This window comes from Micromonospora sp. U56, from assembly GCF_018070095.1.
GTDB classification, from domain to species: Bacteria; Actinomycetota; Actinomycetes; order Mycobacteriales; family Micromonosporaceae; genus Micromonospora; species Micromonospora purpureochromogenes.
The window spans coordinates 1-18,302 of sequence record NZ_JAGPYL010000038.1; the positions used below are offsets into that span (position 1 = coordinate 1).

At 73.5% G+C, this 18,302-nt stretch carries 20 protein-coding genes; 12 read left to right on the forward strand and 8 right to left on the reverse strand.

Features of this window, described 5'->3' with window-relative positions; translation table 11 throughout:
• The first annotated feature begins 8 nt into the window (after positions 1–8).
• Together KBX37_RS15175 and KBX37_RS15180 are read left to right on the forward strand one after the other, a co-directional pair.
• A complete protein-coding gene (locus KBX37_RS15175) occupies positions 9–1,151 on the forward strand; it encodes a geranylgeranyl reductase family protein (protein ID WP_210776636.1) in 1,143 nt (380 codons plus the stop codon).
• A gap of 46 nt (positions 1,152–1,197) precedes the next feature.
• Positions 1,198–1,968, forward strand: coding sequence for an isoprenyl transferase (locus tag KBX37_RS15180; RefSeq protein WP_210776570.1), 771 nt, complete (start codon positions 1,198–1,200; stop codon positions 1,966–1,968).
• A gap of 31 nt (positions 1,969–1,999) precedes the next feature.
• Here KBX37_RS15180 and otsB read toward each other — a convergent pair whose 3' ends face one another.
• The 3 genes from otsB to KBX37_RS15195 form a co-directional block, all read right to left on the reverse strand.
• Positions 2,000–2,824: a trehalose-phosphatase gene (otsB, locus tag KBX37_RS15185; RefSeq protein ID WP_210776572.1), complete on the reverse strand. Its 825-nt coding sequence runs from the start codon at positions 2,822–2,824 to the stop codon at positions 2,000–2,002.
• 93 nt (positions 2,825–2,917) lie between these two features.
• Positions 2,918–3,271: a hypothetical protein gene (locus tag KBX37_RS15190; protein ID WP_210776573.1), complete on the reverse strand. Its 354-nt coding sequence runs from the start codon at positions 3,269–3,271 to the stop codon at positions 2,918–2,920.
• Between the two features lie 162 nt (positions 3,272–3,433).
• Positions 3,434–3,874, reverse strand: coding sequence for a helix-turn-helix transcriptional regulator (locus KBX37_RS15195; protein WP_210776574.1), 441 nt, complete (start codon positions 3,872–3,874; stop codon positions 3,434–3,436).
• 264 nt (positions 3,875–4,138) lie between these two features.
• Between KBX37_RS15195 and KBX37_RS15200 the strand changes: the two genes are divergently transcribed.
• The 6 genes from KBX37_RS15200 (at position 4,139) to KBX37_RS15225 (ending at position 9,465) form a co-directional block, all read left to right on the forward strand.
• On the forward strand, positions 4,139–4,483 hold the full coding sequence (locus tag KBX37_RS15200; protein ID WP_210776576.1) for a hypothetical protein: 345 nt from the start codon (positions 4,139–4,141) through the stop codon (positions 4,481–4,483).
• 31 nt (positions 4,484–4,514) lie between these two features.
• A complete protein-coding gene (locus KBX37_RS15205; RefSeq protein ID WP_210776578.1) occupies positions 4,515–4,868 on the forward strand; it encodes a hypothetical protein in 354 nt (117 codons plus the stop codon).
• A 348-nt stretch (positions 4,869–5,216) separates the two neighbouring features.
• Complete coding sequence (locus tag KBX37_RS15210; protein WP_210776580.1) at positions 5,217–6,632, forward strand: PhoH family protein; 1,416 nt, start codon at positions 5,217–5,219, stop codon at positions 6,630–6,632.
• A gap of 287 nt (positions 6,633–6,919) precedes the next feature.
• A complete protein-coding gene (locus tag KBX37_RS15215) occupies positions 6,920–7,609 on the forward strand; it encodes a lytic transglycosylase domain-containing protein (protein ID WP_210776582.1) in 690 nt (229 codons plus the stop codon).
• A gap of 115 nt (positions 7,610–7,724) precedes the next feature.
• Positions 7,725–8,378 (forward strand): rhomboid family intramembrane serine protease, encoded by a 654-nt coding sequence (locus tag KBX37_RS15220; RefSeq protein WP_210776583.1) that lies wholly within the window; start codon positions 7,725–7,727, stop codon positions 8,376–8,378.
• 118 nt (positions 8,379–8,496) lie between these two features.
• Complete coding sequence (locus tag KBX37_RS15225; protein WP_210776584.1) at positions 8,497–9,465, forward strand: NAD(P)/FAD-dependent oxidoreductase; 969 nt, start codon at positions 8,497–8,499, stop codon at positions 9,463–9,465.
• A gap of 8 nt (positions 9,466–9,473) precedes the next feature.
• On the opposite strand, the gene KBX37_RS15230 is transcribed toward KBX37_RS15225, so the two are convergent.
• Positions 9,474–10,163: a TetR/AcrR family transcriptional regulator gene (locus KBX37_RS15230; RefSeq protein ID WP_210776586.1), complete on the reverse strand. Its 690-nt coding sequence runs from the start codon at positions 10,161–10,163 to the stop codon at positions 9,474–9,476.
• 141 nt (positions 10,164–10,304) lie between these two features.
• Here KBX37_RS15230 and KBX37_RS15235 point away from each other — a divergent pair, with 141 nt between their 5' ends.
• Positions 10,305–11,222: an NAD-dependent epimerase/dehydratase family protein gene (locus tag KBX37_RS15235; protein ID WP_210776588.1), complete on the forward strand. Its 918-nt coding sequence runs from the start codon at positions 10,305–10,307 to the stop codon at positions 11,220–11,222.
• Positions 11,223–11,255: 33 nt separating this feature from the next.
• On the opposite strand, the gene KBX37_RS15240 is transcribed toward KBX37_RS15235, so the two are convergent.
• Positions 11,256–12,227: a DMT family transporter gene (locus KBX37_RS15240; RefSeq protein ID WP_210776590.1), complete on the reverse strand. Its 972-nt coding sequence runs from the start codon at positions 12,225–12,227 to the stop codon at positions 11,256–11,258.
• Positions 12,224–13,258 carry a class II fructose-bisphosphatase gene (gene glpX, locus KBX37_RS15245; protein WP_088963962.1) on the reverse strand — a complete coding sequence of 345 codons (1,035 nt, stop codon included), beginning with the start codon at positions 13,256–13,258 and terminating at the stop codon, positions 12,224–12,226. The genes KBX37_RS15240 and glpX overlap by 4 nt, the downstream gene beginning before the upstream one ends.
• A 158-nt stretch (positions 13,259–13,416) precedes the next feature.
• Between glpX and KBX37_RS15250 the strand changes: the two genes are divergently transcribed.
• On the forward strand, positions 13,417–14,223 hold the full coding sequence (locus KBX37_RS15250; RefSeq protein WP_210776592.1) for a DUF4245 domain-containing protein: 807 nt from the start codon (positions 13,417–13,419) through the stop codon (positions 14,221–14,223).
• Between the two features lie 322 nt (positions 14,224–14,545).
• On the forward strand, positions 14,546–15,391 hold the full coding sequence (locus KBX37_RS15255) for a hypothetical protein (protein WP_210776593.1): 846 nt from the start codon (positions 14,546–14,548) through the stop codon (positions 15,389–15,391).
• 73 nt (positions 15,392–15,464) lie between these two features.
• Here the strand turns inward: KBX37_RS15255 and KBX37_RS15260 are convergent, their stop codons facing one another.
• Both KBX37_RS15260 and xseA read right to left on the reverse strand, forming a co-directional pair.
• A complete protein-coding gene (locus tag KBX37_RS15260) occupies positions 15,465–15,677 on the reverse strand; it encodes an exodeoxyribonuclease VII small subunit (RefSeq protein WP_210776595.1) in 213 nt (70 codons plus the stop codon).
• A gap of 22 nt (positions 15,678–15,699) precedes the next feature.
• Positions 15,700–16,914 carry an exodeoxyribonuclease VII large subunit gene (gene xseA / locus KBX37_RS15265; RefSeq protein WP_210776597.1) on the reverse strand — a complete coding sequence of 405 codons (1,215 nt, stop codon included), beginning with the start codon at positions 16,912–16,914 and terminating at the stop codon, positions 15,700–15,702.
• Between the two features lie 365 nt (positions 16,915–17,279).
• On the opposite strand from xseA, the gene KBX37_RS15270 reads away from it, so the two are divergent.
• Entirely contained in the window at positions 17,280–18,266 is a 987-nt protein-coding gene (locus KBX37_RS15270) for a 4-hydroxy-3-methylbut-2-enyl diphosphate reductase (protein ID WP_210776598.1), read from the forward strand.
• Positions 18,267–18,302: the final 36 nt, after the last annotated feature.

An 18,302-nucleotide genomic window follows, 5' to 3' on the forward strand; every position in this document is an offset into this window, starting at 1 on the left:
TCAAGGGGCTGTACGTGACGGCCGCGACGCGACTGGTGAGCAGCCACCCGGTGCCCGGCGGCCGCTTCGGGGCGGCCGCCGCGCTGGCCGCCCGCCGGGCCGGTGCCCGGGTGCTGCTGCTGGACCGGTCCGACTTCCCGAGGGACAAGGCCTGCGGGGACGGCATCGCGGCGCACGCGCTGGACGTCCTCGCCGGGCTGGGGGTGACCGATGCGGTGGCCGGGTACGCCCCGCTGCCCGCGCTGCGCCTGGTCGGTCCGGGCGGCCCGGCGGTGGCCCGGGCGCTGCCCCGGCCCGCGTACACGGTGCCCCGCGAGGTGTTCGACGCCCGGCTGGTCGCGGCGGCGGTGGCCGCCGGCGCCGTGCTGTGCCGGCACACCGTCCGCCGGGTCGAGCCGCGCCACGACCGGGTGGTGCTGGACGGGGAACTGGCCGCGCGGGCGGTGGTCGGCGCGGACGGGGCCGGGTCGATCGTCCGCCGCGCGCTCGGCCACCCGCCGAACCCGGACCGCCACCTCGCACTCGCCATCCGGGGGTACGCCCCGGCGCTGCCCGGCCCGCCCGAACAGTTCATCGTCACCTCGGGGCCGCGCTGGCCGGCGTACGCCTGGTCCTTCCCGATCGGCGACGGTCGCGCGAACGTCGGGTACGGGGAGGTGCTGCGGGGCGAACCGCTGAGCCGCGCGCACCTGCTGGACCGGCTCGCCGCGTTGCTGCCGGCGACCGACCCGGCCACGGTCACCGGGCTGCGCGCCCACCACCTGCCGCTGTCGACGCACCGGCCGTCGCCCGGTCGGGGTCGGGTGGTGCTGGCCGGCGACGCGCTCTCCCTGATCAACCCGTTCACCGGCGAGGGGATCTTCTACGCGCTGCTCTCCGGGGCGCTGGCCGGCGCGGCCGCCGCGGCGGCACCGGACCGGGCGGCCGACCGGTACGCCCAGGCGCTGCGCCGACGGCTCGGTACGCACCTGCGGCACAGCTCGGTCGCCGCCTGGCTGGCCCGGCACCGGCGGGTGGTCGACGCCGCCGTCCGGGCGGCCCGCCGCGACGACCGGGTCTACCGCAGCGTCGTCGAGTTGGGGCTCGGTGACGGCCGGCTGGACGCCCGCACCCTCGCCATGATCGGCATCGGTCTCTCGGCGCGTAGTTAACCTCCGAGGTCACCATCGGCCGGGCGGGTCGCTACCCTGCAAGGTGATGACTCTGCGGAACCTTCTCTACTCCGTGTACGAGCGCCGGCTGACGGCGTCGCTCGCGGGCAAGCCGGTGCCCCGGCACGTCGGCGTCATGTGCGACGGCAACCGCAGGTGGGCGCGGGAGATGGGCCTCGTCGATCCCAACGACGGGCACCGGATGGGCGCCGAGCGGATCAAGGAGCTGCTGCGCTGGTGCGACGCCGCCGGTGTGGGCCACGTCACGCTCTGGCTGCTCTCCACCGACAACCTCTCCCGGCCGGCGGAGGAGCTGGATCCGCTGCTTCAGATCATCGAGGACCTGACCACCGAGCTGGCCGAGGAGGGCAACCCCTGGCGGCTGCGGATGGTCGGCGCGCTCGACGTGCTGCCTTCGCACCACGCGCAGGCCCTCAAGGCCGCCGAGGAGCGCACCCGGGACTGCGCCGGTGGCGCCCAGGTCAACATCGCCGTCGGGTACGGCGGCCGGCGCGAGATCGCCGACGCGGTGCGCTCCCTGCTGCTGGAGCACGCCGCCACCGGCGGCACCATCGAGGAGCTGGCCGGCGCGCTGGACGTCGACCACATCTCCGAGCACCTCTACACCAAGGGCCTGCCGGACCCGGATCTGATCATCCGGACCAGCGGTGAGCAGCGCCTCTCCGGCTTCATGCTCTGGCAGTCGGCCCATTCGGAGTTCTACTTCTGCGAACTCAACTGGCCCGACTTCCGCCGCGTCGACTTCCTCCGCGCCCTGCGCTCCTACGCCAACCGCCAGCGCCGCTTCGGCGCCTGACGGGCTCGCCCGCGCCCACGGCGGCGGTCGGTCAGGTCAGGTGGGGCAGCGCCCTGGTGAGGAAGTCGCCGAGGGCGGCCGGTGAGTCGAGGGTGAGGTCGGCGGCGTCGGCCACCTCGTGACCGGTCTCCGGGTTGGCCACGGCCACGCAGACGCCGAAGAAGTCCGGGTCGGCGGCGGCGCGGGCCCGCAGCGCGGCGAAGGCCTTGATGTCGGAGACGTCGTCGCCGAAGTACCAGGCGCCACCGGCGTCGCGAACGATCTCGCCGATGACCAGGCCCTTGTCCCGGTCGACCGGGGGCTTGAGCTCCAGCACCATCCGGCCGGCCTGCACCTTCAGCCCCAGCCGCTCGGCCTGCGCGCGTCCCCACTGCTCGACCTGCGGCCCCAGCCCCGGCGCGGTACGCCAGTGCAGGGCGACGCTCAACCGCTTGAACTCGACCAGCGTGCCGGCCGGCAGTTCGGCCCGGGCCAGGTCGGCCAGCTCCGCCATGGTCGGCACCCAGGGCAGGGCGGCCGGCTCGGTCACCGTCTCGCCCCCGGAATGGCTGTGCTCCAGCCCGTACAGCCCGTACAGGTCGATGCCGGCGAGGCCACCGAGGTGGTCGCGGAGGAAGTCGACCGGGCGGGCGGAGACGATCGCCACCCGCTGCACCACCGGGGCGAGCGCCTCCAGCGCGGCGAGGACCTTGGGCGCGGGCTGGACGGCGGTGGGGTCGTCGTCGACCGGCGCCAAGGTGCCGTCGAAGTCGAAGAAGAGCACCGTGTGGGCCGCCCGTGCGGCGGTGGCCCGCCAGGCGTGTTCGGCGTCCAACGGAGTCTTCGGCTGCTGGTTGCCCAGATTCAACGGCGGCACGCGCGACAGCGTACCCCGGCGGCGGCGGCTCATTCGTGGCCGCGAGATGACGCCTTCTCGCCTCCGGCGGTGGGCGATTTCGCAGGTGGTCGGTCAGCGTTCGGCGGCTCCCCGGCGCGGGCGCCCGAACGGCACCACGTCGGCCTGCTGGCCGTGGCTGAGCAGGTAACCCTCGACGAATCCGGTGTTCCGGTCGCCGGCCTGCGTCTCGATCTCGTTGAGTCGGGCGACCAGGAACTCGGTCAGTGCGCTGACCCGGTCGTTGAGCCGCTCGTGCAGCTCGGCGACCACGGCCAGCACCACCGCGGTGCCGGCGGTGGTGAGCGCGAGGAGGTTGACGACCAGTGGCATCTGCTCGCCCTCGACCGCGCCTATCGCGACGTTTGCGGTCACGAACGATGTCATCGACACCGCCGCGACCACGACTGCCCACCATTTCAGGGTCATGGACAGACCCCTCCTTCTGTCCCGCAGGGCTGGGTTCGGCCTTGTCCCGTCCCCCCGCCGATGACGAGCCCAAGCAGTACGAATACGGACGCTAGCGCGCCCGTTCCTGGCCCGTAGCGAAACGAAGAGGTCTGACCAGGCGTTCTTTCGCCATCTGAGGAACTACCCGGCCTGTTCGTCTCGTTTTCGGACGTCGGCCGGCAGCGTCGGGCGATAAGCGAGATAACGAATGGTTTCTCGAATGTGGAACTTCTCCGCTTCCGAGACGGCGGGATCGACCAGCCGGCGCAGCAGGGCCTCCACGTCCGGGTCCATCGGCGGTGGCGTCGCCGCGGTGCGGGGCGCGGCGGCCCGGTCCCAGCCCAGCGCGGCGAAGGCGGCGGCGGGGTTGAGCCCGAGCCCCTCGCAGAAGGCGACCACCCGCTCCACCTCCGGGTCGCTGGCCCAGTCGCCGCGGACCCACCGGTTGATGGTCTGCCGGGAGACGCCGGTGCGGCGGGAGACCTCGGTGCCCGTCCAGGCCCGCATCGCCCGGGCGTCGTCGAGCGCCCGGCGGACGAAACTGGCGAAGGCGATCTTCCGGGCGGGGGCGGTCTCGGTCACCCCGTGACGGTACGGCCGGACGGCCGTGGTGGGGAGTCCGTGGGTATGGGTGTCACGCGAACGGGACGACTCTCTCCGGGCGCGTGTTAACGATCCAGGGGCCTTTCCGAGGGGTGTCACCTGGGCAGAATAGAAGGACTTAGGTTCGGCGGTAACCGGACGAAAAGCTGATACTGTCACGCTCGTGGGACAATCTACGGTGTGTCACGTGCATGAGACGATCAGTGCTCACATGCGTCACGCCCCCAGCGCGCGGGAGGTGCGGTGACCGAGCTCGCGACCCGTGCCCAGGCCTTCGGCCTGATCGCGGAGGGGGTGGCCGCGGGACTGAGCGCGCCCTGGCGCCTCTACCTCGCCCGAGGGTGCCGCTACCTGTCCCTGAGCGTGGGGGACCGGGACGAGTGGGACGCCTGGCGTACCCATCTCGGTTGTCCGGAGCTCAGCGTCCGGGTCTACGACGCCGGCGGCGAGATCCGCCGCTCCTCGGTCGCCGAGATCCTCCTGGACGGGTGCCGGATCAGCGTCGAGCTGGTGGAGGAGGTCAGCACCGACGACCTGGAGCGGCTCCTGGTCGTCGACCCCACCACGATCGAGCCGGAGGACCGGTGACCGGGCCGGCGCGGCGCGGCGGAGCCGCCGGATGAGCCCGTTCCTCGCGGTCTTCCTCGTCCTCGTCCTCGGCGCCACCAGTTACGCGGCGGGCCGGCTGCACGGCCAGCTCAGCTACCGGATCGGCTATCGCTTCGGCTACCGGCAGGGCTACTTCGACGGCGACCGGGGGGCGTGGAACCGGCGACGCCGCGACGCCCAGGCCGCGATCGCCTCGGCCCTGGCCGGGCCGGTGAGCGGGCCACCGGCGGTGACCACCGCGACGGTCACCACCACCGCGGTCGCCCGCCAGGGCACCACGTACACCGGCTCCTCCTTTACCGCCCCGGTCCCCCCGGTCACCGGCCGGCACCCGACCGGGACCCTCGTCCGGCGGCAGGGCTGACGACCCACGCCGGCACCGACCCGGTGCGTCGTCCGCGGCGGGCACGCACCGTCGGGGCCACGTCAGACCGGTGACGGTGGCCCCACCGGCCGGGATGCGCGCAGGGGGCATGCATCCCGGCCGGTCCGCCGCCGACGTTCACGTCCCGGTCGAGGGAGATCCACCTCCACCTCTAGCCGAGGTGGCCCGGCGCCGCTAGCGTCTAGGCATGGCACGGGGTTCTCCCGGGCCAGCCGGTCCGCCCGGAACTGCGACCTCGCGCACGGGGTTCCGCATCCGACCCCGTGTCCCCGGGCACCGGAGGAGGCGGAACACGGGTGGCGGGTGCCCATCCGTCGGAGCAGGCCTGTGACGACTCGCCGTACGCCCGCCGGTGCCGACCAGACCCCGGCCGCGACTGCCACGACCCGCCGAGCCACCCGGAGCCGCCGTACGACGGCCGCCGCCCCGGCCGGCACCGAGGAGCCCCGACCAGCCGGCCAGGCGTTCGTCCTGGACACCTCGGTGCTCCTGTCCGACCCGGCGGCGTTCCACCGCTTCGCCGAGCACGAGGTGGTCCTGCCCCTGGTGGTCATCTCCGAACTGGAGGGCAAGCGCCACCACCCCGAACTGGGCTGGTTCGCCCGGCAGTCCCTGCGCATGCTGGACGAGCTGCGGGTGCGGCACGGGCGGCTGGACCGCCCGGTGCCCGCCAACGACGCCGGCGGCACGCTGCGGGTGGAGCTCAACCACTCGGACGACGGCGTGCTGCCGCCGGGCTTCCGCAGCGAGTCCAACGACGCCCGGATCCTCTCCGTGGCGTTGAACCTGGCCGCCGAGGGCCGGGAGGTGACCCTGGTCAGCAAGGACATGCCGCTGCGGGTCAAGGCCGCCTCGGTCGGGCTGCGGGCCGACGAGTACCGGCACGGCCAGGCCAGCGACCCCACCTGGACGGGCATGGCCGAGCTGGAGCTGGGCGAGGAGGAGATCGGCCGGCTCTACGCCGGTGAGACCCTCGACCTGGACGCCGCGGCGGGCCTGCCCTGCCACACCGGCCTGGTGCTGCACTCGGCCCGCGGCTCGGCGCTGGGCCGGGTGCTGCCCGACAAGACCGTCCGGCTGGTGCGGGGTGACCGGGAGGCGTTCGGCCTGCACGGTCGCTCGGCCGAGCAGCGCGTCGCGCTGGACCTGCTGCTGGACGAGTCGATCGGCATCGTCTCGATGGGCGGGCGGGCCGGCACCGGCAAGTCCGCGCTGGCGCTCTGCGCCGGCCTGGAGGCGGTAATGGAACGCCGCCGGCACAAGAAGGTGATCGTCTTCCGCCCGCTGTACGCCGTCGGCGGCCAGGAGCTGGGCTACCTGCCCGGCTCGGAGTCGGAGAAGATGTCGCCCTGGGCGCAGGCGGTCTTCGACACCCTCGGCGCGGTCGTGCACGAGAACGTGCTGGAGGAGGTCACCTCGCGGGGGATCCTGGAGGTCCTGCCGCTGACCCACATCCGGGGCCGGAGCCTGCACGACGCCTTCGTGATCGTCGACGAGGCGCAGTCGCTGGAGCGGGGCGTGCTGCTCACCGTGCTGTCCCGGATCGGTCAGGGGTCCCGGGTGGTGCTCACCCACGACGTCGCTCAGCGGGACAACCTGCGGGTGGGCCGGCACGACGGTGTGACGGCGGTGATCGAGGCGCTGAAGGGTCACCCGCTCTTCGCGCACGTCACGCTGAGCCGTTCGGAGCGGTCGCCGATCGCCGCGATGGTGACTGATCTGCTGGAGGACATCCCGCAGTAGTCGTCTCGGGCGTCCGTTGCGCTCACTTCCGTCCACATTCATCTTGTGGCGCAGGTCACAAATGGGTCTGTTGGTTTCCCATCAGTCTCACTGTGCGCGATGGTGTCCAACGAGCGCCCGCGCCCCGACAAGATCGTCGAGTATCGTTCGTCCCACCCCAAGGACGAGCCACGGCGAGAGTCGGTGCGTCGGATGCGACCGGCTCCGGTCGGGGCGCTCGCGGCACGACCGCGTCCGGAGACGGCCGGCCCGCGCCGCGTCCTTGCCCCCGACGAAGGGACCACTTCGTGAGTCGGCTGTGGAGCCGGTTCGGCGCCCGTACGGCCGCCGTCGCACTGCTCTCCGTGGGCGTTGCCGGCGGCTTCTACCTGGGCGAAGACCGGGAAACCCAGCAACAGGGCCTGACCGCGCAGGTCGGCCTCCAGGTCGACCAGGCCGAGTACGACTACCAGCGCGAGCGGCAGGCCGACCACCAGCGCAGCTCGGCCAAGCAGCGGGCCGCCGAGTACCAGGCGAAGCTGCGGGCCGCCGCGGCCGCCAAGGAGGCGGCCGAGCGGGCCCGCGAGGCCGAGGCCGCCGCGGCGTCCCGGAAGAAGGCGCGGGAGGCGGCGGCCAAGGAGGCCGAGGCCAAGACCCAGCCGTTCACCGGTCCGATCCCCGCGTCCTGCAACGAGTTCAGCGGCAACCGCGAGATCGGCTGCGCGCTGCTGCTCGACGCCGGCTTCAAGATCGACCAGATGCCGTGCCTGGACAAGCTCTGGACGAAGGAGAGCGGCTGGAACCACAAGGCCAGCAACCCCTCCTCCGGGGCGTACGGCATCCCGCAGGCCCTGCCGGGCAGCAAGATGGACAGCGTCGCCGACGACTGGCGGACCAACCCGGCCACCCAGATCAAGTGGGGCCTGGGCTACATCAAGGGCCGCTACGGCGACCCCTGCGGCGCCTGGGCGCACAGCCAGAGCGTCGGCTGGTACTGATCGTCGCGAACGAGGGCGGGGCGGGTGGGCGACCACCCGCCCCGCCCTCGTCGTGCTCTGGGCCGGCACGCCGCCCAGGTGGCGGTCGGCCACGAATGCTGATACCCCTGTCAGGGTGACCCTGCACCCACCGGGCGGCGACCCGACCCGGTTCGGCACCGACGCGTTCTACGCCGCCCTCGGCCGGGCCTTCGTCGCCATGTGCGCGGTCGTGCCGTTCCTCTTCCTCATCGAGGCCCTCGACCAGGGGCTCGACTTCGGCCTCGACGTGGCCGCGGGGATCATCCCGCACCGCATCCAGGGCCTGGACGGGGTCTTCTTCTCGCCGTTCCTGCACCACGGCTTCGAGCACCTCTACAGCAACAGCATCCCGCTGATCCTGCTCGGCACCTTCGTGCTCGCCGCCGGCACCCGGCGCTTCCTCTGGTCCACCCTGATCATCGTGCTGGTCAGCGGGCTCGGCGTCTGGTTCACCGGCGCGCCCAACTCGGTGGTCGTCGGCGCCAGCGGGGTGATCTTCGGCTACCTCGGCATCCTGCTGACCCGGGGCCTGGTGGAGCGCAGCTGGTGGAACCTGGCGGTGGTGCTGCTGGTCGGCCTGCTCTACGGCTGGCAGCTGCTCGGCATCCTCCCCACCGACGAGCGGATCTCCTGGCAGGGGCACCTGTTCGGGCTGCTCGGCGGGGTGGTCGCGGCGATCCTGTTCCGGCGCCGCCGGCCCGAGCCGGGCGGGCCGTACCACTCGGAGTCGACCCTCACCATGCCCTGAGCCGGGCGACCCGCCACCGCGCCGCCGGAGATCGGGACATGCTTGCCCGGCGGGGGCGGCGGGCCTACCGTCGGCAGCAGCACGCGTTGATCCGCCAGCGGAAAGCGACGGTACGCCCATGCGCGAGGTCGATGTCGCGGTGATCGGGGCCGGCCCGACGGGCCTGTTCGCCGCGTACTACGCCGGGTTCCGGGGGCTGTCCGTGGCGGTCGTCGACGCGCTGCCCGAGCCGGGCGGGCAGATCACCGCGATGTACCCGGAGAAGCTGATCCTGGACGTCGCCGGCTTCCCCGCCGTCAAGGGACGGGACCTGGTGGCGAACCTGGTCGCCCAGGTTGCGCCGTTCCACCCGGAGTACCTGCTCGGCACCCGGGCGGAGAAGCTCGCCCACGTCGACGGCCGGCCGGTGCTCGGGCTCGCGGGCGGTGACCAGCTGCGCTGCGGCGCGGTGGTGATCACCGGTGGACTGGGCAGTTTCACCCCGCGCCCGCTGCCGGTGGCGGAGAGCTTCGTGGGCGGCGGGATCGTCTACTTCGTACCCGAGCCGACGGCGCTGGCCGACCGGGACGTGCTGATCGTCGGCGGCGGCGACTCGGCCTTCGACTGGGCGTTGACCCTGCAACCGCTGGCCCGCTCGGTGACGCTGGTGCACCGGCGGGAGAAGTTCCGGGCGCACGCGTCGACGGTCTCCCGGGTGCTGGCCCTGCCGGTGCGGGTGATCGTCAACGCCGAGCTGACCAGGCTGCACGGGGACGCGACGGTGACCGCCGCCGAGATCACCGTGCGCGGCGGCGACGCGGAGACGCTGCCGGTCGACACGGTGGTGGCGGCGCTGGGCTTCACCGCCGATCTGGGACCGCTGGCCGAGTGGGGGCTGCGGCTGGACCGCCGGCACATCGTGGTGGACAGCGCGATGGCGACCAACCTGCCGCGCGTCTTCGCCGCCGGAGACATCACCGAGTACCCGGGCAAGGTGCGGCTGATCGCCACCGGCTTCGGCGAGGCGGCCACCGCGGTCAACAACGCCGCCGTCGCCATCGACCCGAGCGCCCACCTCTTCCCGGGCCACTCCTCCGACGCCGGCTGAGGCGACCGTCAGCGGGGCAGGCCGATGAGGTCGGCCATCAGCCCGGTCTGGTGGTCGAAGTACGCGTCCCGGTGCGGGAGCGTCCGGTTGATCCGGCCGAACAGCTCGAAGCTGATCAGGCCGAAGAGCTGGGTCCAGCCGGCCATGCCCCGGGACAGCAGCGACTCCGGCAGGCCGGGGAAGAGCCCGGCGGCGATCTCGGCCAGGTCGGCGCGCAGCGGTTCGGGCAGCTCGTCGTCGGGGGCGGCCAGCCGTCCGTCGACCAGCCCGTCGCGCAGGATGCCGACCAGGGTCACCGGCGGGCGCTGGGCCGGCAGGACGGTGTCGTCGGGTGCGGCGTATCCGGGCACCGGGCTGCCGTAGAGCAGGGCGTACTCGGCGGGGTGGGCGAGGGCCCAGTCCCGGGCCGCCCGGCACACCGCGTGCCAGCGGCCGCGCAGGTCCTGCCGGTCGACGCCGGCGTCGGCCGACTCCACCGCGTCGCCGAGCGCGTCGTACGCCTCCAGGATCAGCGCGGTGAGCAGGTCGTCGCGGCTCGGGAAGTAGCGGTAGATCGCGGAGGACACCATGCCCATGTCCCGGGCGACCGCCCGCAGCGAGAGGTTGGCGCCGTCGGTGGCGAGGTGGCGGCGGGCCACTGCCTTGATCTCGTCGAGCATCTCGGCGCGGACCCGGGCGCGGATCGAGGAAGCGGGCATGGGTCCACTCTGCCACGAACTGGAGCGGCAATCAAAAAAGAGAGCACTGCTCTTGACGACTCGGTGGGTGGGCGGGCATGCTGGTGTTGGCAAGTGAGAGCAGTGCTCTCGGTTCGTATCTCCGCTTCGAAAGGCGTTCCCATGTCCCTGCACGTGATCGTCGGCTCCGGTCCGGTCGGCACGGCCACCGCCCGTCTCCTCGCCGAGCGGGGTGAGCGCGTCCGGGTGGTGACCCGCCGGGGCAGCGGGCCGGAGCATCCCGCCGTCGAGCGGGTCGCCGCCGACGCCGCCGCCGCCGACCGCCTCACCGCGCTGACCGAGGGCGCGGACGCCCTGTACAACTGCGCGAACCCGGCGTACCACCGGTGGCCGACCGACTGGCCGCCGCTGGCCGGCGCGCTGCTCACCGCCGCCGAGCGGACCGGCGCGGTGCTCGCCACGGTCGGCAACCTCTACGGGTACGGGCCGGTCGACGGCCCGATGACCGAGCAGACCCCGCTCGCCGCCACCGGCACCAAGGGCCGGGTGCGCAACCGGATGTGGACCGAGGCGCTCGCCGCCCACCGGGCCGGCCGGGCCCGGGTCACCGAGGTGCGCGGCTCCGACTACCTCGGTGCCGGCGGCACGTCCCTGCCGATGCTGGTGCTGCCCCGGGTGCTCGACGGGCGGCGGGTCTTCCTCCCGGTTGACTGGGACGCCCCGCACACCTGGACGTACATCCCGGACGTCGCCCGTACCCTCGTCGTCGCCGCCGGCGACGCGCGGGCCTGGGGCCGGGCCTGGCACGTGCCCAGCGCACCCGCCGCCGGCATGCGCGAGCTGGCCACCCGCGCGGCGGCGCTGGTCGGCGCGCCCGCGCCGAAGCTGACCCGGATGCCCTACCCGGTGCTCTGGCTCGGCGGCCTGGCCGACCCGCTCGCGCGCGAGCTGCGCGAGACCGCCTACCAGTTCGACCGGCCGTATCTGATGGACTCCACCGCCACCACCGCCACCCTCGGCATCGACGCGACGCCGCTGGACCGGGCGATCGAGGAGACGGTCACGGCCCTGCGCCGCTGACCCGCCGGCACCCGCCGCGAGCCCGGCCCGGGCTCAGCGGCGGGGCGCCGGGCCGAGCGCGGCCACCAGCACCGCCACCAGGGTCAGCGCGGCGCCCGCCAGGGTCGCCGGCCCCGGGTGCGAGGCTGCGGTCGGCAGGACCAGGTCCAGCAGTACGGCCCCGACGATCTGCCCCGCGATGGTGGCCAGCCCGAGCAGCAGCACCCCGGTGAAGCGGACGATCGCCGCCGCGATCGCGATGAACACGATGCCGATCGGCCCGCCCAGGTAGAGCCACGGCTCGGCGGGCAGGGCGCCGGCCGGCCAGCCCCGGACCGCGCCGTCGACAGCGAAGGTGACCAGCAGGGCGATCGTGCCGACAGTGAAGTTGACCAGCGTGGCCGCCAGGGCGCTGCCCGAGGCGACCCGGACCCGACCGTTGACCGCCTGCTGCCAGGCGATGCCGACCCCGGCCAGCAGCGGCAACAGGGCCAGCATCAGGGCTCCCGGGTCGCCCAGCCGGTCGCCCACCGCCAGCAGGACGGCGAGCACGGTCAGCGCCGCACCGGCCCGCCGGCTCGGCGTCACCGGCTGCCGGCCGGCCGGGCCCACCCCGGCCCGGTCCACCGCCAGACTGCTCGCGGACTGGCCGGCGACCACCGCCACCGTGAAGACGGCCACCCCGAGCGTGCCGATGGTGAGCCCCTGGGTGGCGACCAGGAACGCCCCGCACAACCCGCCCAGGCACTGCCACGGGCGCAGCGAGCCGTCCCGCAGCGCCGCGCTCAGGTCGCGCAGTCCCCGCCGCCCACCCGAGGTGGCGGGGACCAGCACCAGCAGCACCAGCAGGCCCAGCCCGAACGAGACCACCGCGGCGGCGATCCCGTCGGCCAGGCGTACGCCCAGTTCGCCGTTGATCCGGGACTGCACGGCCACCGCGACCCCCGAGGCGGTCGCCAGCCCGGTCGCGACGATCCGCCGGGACGCCGGGACGGTCGGACGGACCGCCGTCCCGGCCGTACTCACTCCTGCTCGGCCAGCGGCCGGCCGTCGAAGTCGACCGCCGAGTAGAGGGCCAGCTTCTCCAGCCGGTGGTACGAGTCGATCACCCGGATCGTGCCGCTCTTGGAGCGCATCACGATCGACTGGGTGTACGCCCCGCCGGCCCGGTAGCGCACGCCGCGCAGCAGGTCGCCGGAGGTGACACCGGTGGCCACGAAGAAGCAGTTGTCGCCGGTGACCAGGTCGTCGGTGCTGAGCACCCGGTCCAGGTCGTGCCCGGCGGCCAGCGCCTTCTCCCGCTCCTCGGCGTCGCGCGGCCAGAGCTTGGCCTGCATCGCACCGCCCATGCACTTGAGCGCGCAGGCCGAGATGATCCCCTCCGGCGTGCCGCCGATGCCCATCAGCACGTCGACGTCGGACTCGCCCCGGGCGGCCGCGATCGAGCCCGCGATGTCGCCGTCGGAGATGAACCGGATGCCCGCCCCGGTACGCCGGATCTGCTTGACCAGGTCGTCGTGGCGGGAGCGGTCCAGCACGCAGACCGTCACCTCGGAGACGTCGGTGCCCTTGACCTTGGCGATCCGGCGCAGGTTGTCGGCCACCCCGGCGTTGATGTCCACCACGTCGGCGTACATCGGACCGACGGCGAGCTTCTCCATGTAGAAGACCGCGCTCGGGTCGAACATCGCGCCGCGCTCGGAGACCGCGAGCACCGCCAGCGCGTTCGGCATGCCCTTGCTCATCAGCGTGGTGCCGTCGACCGGGTCCACCGCGACGTCCACCTCGGGTCCGGTGCCGTCGCCCACCTCTTCCCCGTTGAAGAGCATCGGCGCGTTGTCCTTCTCGCCCTCGCCGATCACCACCACCCCGCGCATCGGGATCGAGTTGATCAGCTTGCGCATCGCGTCGACGGCTGCCCCGTCGCCGCCCTCCTTGTCGCCCCGGCCGACCCACCGGCCGGCGGCCATCGCCGCTGCCTCGGTGACCCGGACCAGGTCGAGGGCAAGGTTGCGGTCGAGATCCTGGGGGATCCGCGTCCTGGTGTTCGTCGTCATGACGGCTTCCTCCTCGCGACGTTGCGGGGTGGACCGGCAGAGTGCTGCGGTCGCCGCTGCCGGCTTTGTCGCTGATCCTCACACGATGACAGGTCCGGTGTCGGGGCGGGGCGGTGGTGGGCGGGATCGGTCACCCGCGCGGCTGCGAGAATGGACGGGTGGACCCCGCACAGCCTGCCGACCGCGTACCCGCCGACCAGACCCCGCCCGACGGCCAGCCGCCGGTGACCCCGACCGGGGCGACCGACGCGGTGGCCGGGTCCGGCCCGTCGAAGGGACCGGCCGGCGGCGGCTCGGCGACCGGGGCCGGCACCGAGGCGGCGCTGGTCGAGACGCCCGCCGGCGCCGGCGGCGGCGACCCGGCGCTGGTCGAGCCGACGCCCGACGCCGCCGCAGTGGACGCCGACGTGCCGCCGGCGCGGCCGGCCGCCGGCCGGCCCGCCAGCAAGGAGAAGTCCCGCTCCGAGCGGTCGCCGAAGGACATGGCGCTCTCGCTGCTGGTGCTCCTCGTCCCGATCGCCCTGCTGGTCGCCTTCTACCGGGGTTTCCTCGGCGGCGAGCAGCCGACCGTGATCGACGCCGCGCCCGCCTACGAGCAGGCCCGCGCGGCGAACGCCTTCCCGGTCAGCGAGCCGGCGGGGCTGGGCTCCGGCTGGCGTACGGTCAGCGCCAGCTACCGCACCGTCGAGGGTGGTGCCAACCTGCGTGTCGGCTATCTCACTCCGGAGGGGCGGGGCGTCCAGCTCGTGCAGAGCAACGTGCCGCCGGAGAAGCTGCTGCCCGCCGAGCTGACCGCCGAGGGGCAGCCCCAGGGGCCCACCGACCTGGGCGGGCGCAACTGGCAGCGGTACACCGGCCGGGGCAACGATCAGGCCCTGGTGCTGCTCGAACCGAACCGCACGATCCTGGTGATCGGCGACGCCCGGGAGAACGAGCTGCGGCAGCTCGCCGGCTCGTTGCGCTGACGCCGCCGGGCCTGGGCGGGCCGGTGCGGAAGCCCCCGGCGAAGCAGGTCGTCGAGGCGTCCGACCAGGTCTACGAGATGTTCAAGGACTGACGCCGCCGGGGTAAGGCGCGGCGTGGTCCGTCGCCCCCACCCGAGGAGTGGTGTTCCATCAGGTGGACCGGACAGGGATTGCCGAACGCGGCGTCAGGGAACAGAAGGTACGCGACCTCGCCGGCTCGCTCCGTCGGCCGGACGGGACTCGTGCGGCGGGGCAGGTGCAAGGCCTCGACGCCACGCCTCCGGCGCCCCCGCGGGCCGGACGACCCACTTGAGAGGTTCACGTGACCATTCGGCGCTTCAGCGCGGCGGTCTTCGCCGCGACGCTGCTCACTCCTGGGCTTGCCGCCTGCAACAGCACCGGGACCGGCGAGGCGGGGGCCTCCGCGTCCCCCACGGTCTCCGGCAGCGCCTCGCCGGGCGCCTCCGGCGCGGTCAACGGCGACGCCAGGCAGGCCCTGCTCAACTCCACCAACGAGATCAGGAACGGGAACTTCCGGTTCACCATGTCCGGTGCCGGTTCGAGCGCCGAGGGGCAGGTGCACGAGCCGAGCCAGAGCGCCGAGATGCGCGTCCTGATCGGTGACGCGTCCTCGGACCTGTCGATGAAGCTCGACCTGATCCACGCCAAGCCGGACAGCTGGGTGAAGCTGGAGCTGGGCGGCAAGTCCGCCAGCAGCATCCCGGGCGCGCAGAAGCTCAACCTCGGCAAGTACCAGCACCTCGACCAGACCCGGATTAAGGGCAACAAGGCGCTGGGCTTCGACTTCGACAAGATCGACCCGGCCGGCAGCGAGGTGCTGACCCAGGGCATCACCGAGGTACGGCAGACCGGCGAGGGCACCTACGCCGGCACGCTCGACGTGTCGAAGGCCGCCGAGGCCGGCTCGGTGGACCAGTCCGTGATCACCGCGCTCGGCCCGCAGGCCAAGTCGGTGCCGTTCACGGCGAAGCTGGACCCGCAGGGCCGGCTCAGCGAGATGGTGGTCCAGATCCCGGCCGCCGGCCAGAACGCCGCGCAGGACATCAAGGTCACCTACTCGGACTACGGCAACGCCGCCGCCGCGCAGAAGCCGCCGGCCGACCAGGTGGTCGAGGCGCCCAAGGAGTTCTACAACCTGTTCAACTGAGCCGTCGGCTGCGGTGGCGGGGCGGCTGTCGGCCGTCCCGCCGCTGCTGTCCACCGCCCGGGTCGGGCGGGCGTCAGGAGTCGGCGGCCTGCCGGGCGGCGTCGATGCGGGCCCGGGCGCCGTCCAGCCAGCGCTGGCAGACGTCGGCCAGCTTCTCGCCGCGCTCCCACAACGCCAGCGACTCCTCCAGCGAGGTGCCGCCGGCCTCCAGCTTCTCGACCACCTGGGCCAGCTCGGCGCGAGCCTGCTCGTAGCTGAGCCGCTCGTCCTTCGTCTCGTCGGTCATCGCACCCATCCCACCACACTCCTCAGCCGTCGACGGTCGCGGTCAGCTCGCCGTCGGCGAGGCGTACCCGCAGGGGGTCGCCCTTGGCCACCTCGGCGGCGGCGCGGACGACGTGGCCGTCGGCGCGCTGCACGATCGCGTACCCGCGATCGAGGGTGGCCGCGGGGGAGAGCGCGCGCAACCGGGCCAGGGTGTGCCGCAGGTCGTCGTCGGCGGCGCCGAGCCGGTGGTCCAGGCAGCGGCCGGTCCGGTCCCGCAGCGCGCTCACCTCGGCGGCCCGCTGGTCGACCATCACCTGCGGGCGGGCCAGCACCGGTCGGGAACGGAGCAGGGCGAGCCGGTGCGACTCCCGGTCGACCAGGTTGCGGACCGCGCGTTCCAGCCGGGACCGGGCCTGACCGATGAGGCGGACCTCCTCGGTGAGGTCGGGCACGACCCGCTTGGCCGCGTCGGTCGGCGTGGACGCGCGGACGTCGGCGACGTAGTCGACCAGCGGTGCGTCCGTCTCGTGGCCGATCGCGCTGACCACCGGGGTGCGGCAGGCGAAGACCGCCCGGCACAGCGCCTCGTCGGAGAAGGGCAGCAGGTCCTCGATGCCGCCGCCGCCCCGGGCCAGGATGATCACGTCGATGCTCGGGTCGGCGTCGAGCACCTTCAACGCGTCGACGATCTGCGGCACCGCGCTCGGCCCCTGCACCGCCACGTTGACCGTGCGGAACTCCACCGCCGGCCAGCGCCGCCGGGCGTTGGTCAGCACGTCCCGCTCGGCGGCCGAGGCGCGCCCGGTGATCAGCCCGACCCGCTGCGGCAGGAACGGCGGGCGGCGCTTGCGGGACCGGTCGAAGAGCCCCTCCGCCGCGAGCAGCTTCTTGAGCTTCTCCAGCCGGGCCAGCAGCTCGCCGAGCCCCACCTGGCGGATCTCGTCGGCGCGCAGGCTCAGCGTGCCGCGGGCCGCGTAGAACTCCGGCTTGGCGTGCAGCACCACCCGGGCGCCCTCGCGCAGCTCCGGCGCGCCGGAGTCGAGGACGTCCCGGTTGGTGGTGACGGTCAGACTGAGGTCGGCGGACGGGTCACGCAGGGTGAGGAAGACGGTGCTGGCGCCGGGGCGCCGGCTGATCTGCGCCACCTGGCCGTCCACCCAGACCCAGCCGAGCTTGGCGATCCAGGCGCCGACCTTCTGGCTGACCACCCGGACCGGCCAGGGCTCCTCGGGGGTGCTGCGCGGGGCGTCGGTCACCCGCCCACCCTACGGTCAGCCCCCGACGACCTGCGGCAGCCCCGACAGCGCGCGCCGCTCGCCGGGGCGGGCGGTGAGCACCCGGGAGTCCAGCTCGGCGGTGCTGACACCGGGGGGGAGACCACCTCCCGGAGCACCTCGTGCACCCCGGCCAGGATGGCGCCGGGCCGGGCCATCAGCGCGATCTCGTCGGGGGTCTTCTGGATCACCGTGGCGCGCGTCCTTTCGTACCCGAAATGTGGGTTTCGGACGGTGGCCGGTGGCCGCGCGCGCTGCCGGTCCGCCCATTCTGCCGGTCCCTGGCCACGGCTGTGGTGAGGGTCGCAGCCGCTGCCGGCGGAAAACCCGGCACGTACGATGGTCGGGTGACCCAGGCTGAGACGACCCCCCGGACCGGCAAGCGCGTGCTCCTGGCCAAGCCCCGCGGCTACTGCGCGGGCGTCGACCGGGCGGTGCAGACCGTGGAGGAGGCGCTCAAGCTCTACGGCGCCCCGATCTACGTGCGCAAGCAGATCGTGCACAACAAGCACGTGGTGCGGACGTTGGAGGCCCAGGGCGCGATCTTCGTCGAGGAGAACGAGGAGGTGCCGGAGGGCGCCACCGTCATCTTCTCCGCGCACGGCGTCGCCCCGGAGGTCTACGAGCAGGCGAAGGTGCGCTCGCTGAAGGCGATCGACGCGACCTGCCCGCTGGTGACCAAGGTGCACCAGGAGGCGAAGCGGTTCGCCGCCGAGGACTACGACATCCTGCTGATCGGCCACGAGGGGCACGAGGAGGTCATCGGCACCGCCGGCGAGGCCCCCGCGCACATCCAACTGGTGGACGGCCCCGAAGGCGTCGACAAGGTCACCGTGCGGGACCCGAACAAGGTCGTCTGGCTCTCCCAGACCACCCTGTCGGTGGACGAGACGCTGGAGACGGTCGCCCGGCTCAAGTCCCGGCTGCCGCTGCTCCAGTCGCCGCCCAGCGACGACATCTGCTACGCCACCTCCAACCGGCAGCACGTGGTCAAGGAGATCGCCCCCGAGTGCGACGTGGTGATCGTCGTCGGCTCGCGCAACTCCTCCAACTCGGTGCGCCTGGTCGAGGTCGCCCTGGACGCCGGCGCCCGCGCCGGGCACCTGGTCGACTTCGCGCACGAGATCGACGACGCCTGGCTGGCCGGTGCCGGCACGGTCGGCGTCACGTCCGGCGCGAGCGTGCCGGACGAGTTGGTGCAGGACGTGCTGACCCACCTCGCCGCGCGGGGCTTCACCGACGTCGAGGAGATCACCACCGCCAACGAGCGGCTGACCTTCTCGCTGCCGCAGGAGCTCAAGCGCGACATGAAGGCCGCCGCCGCGCGGGCCTGACCGGGAACGGATCGCCCGCCGGTCACGTCCCAGTGG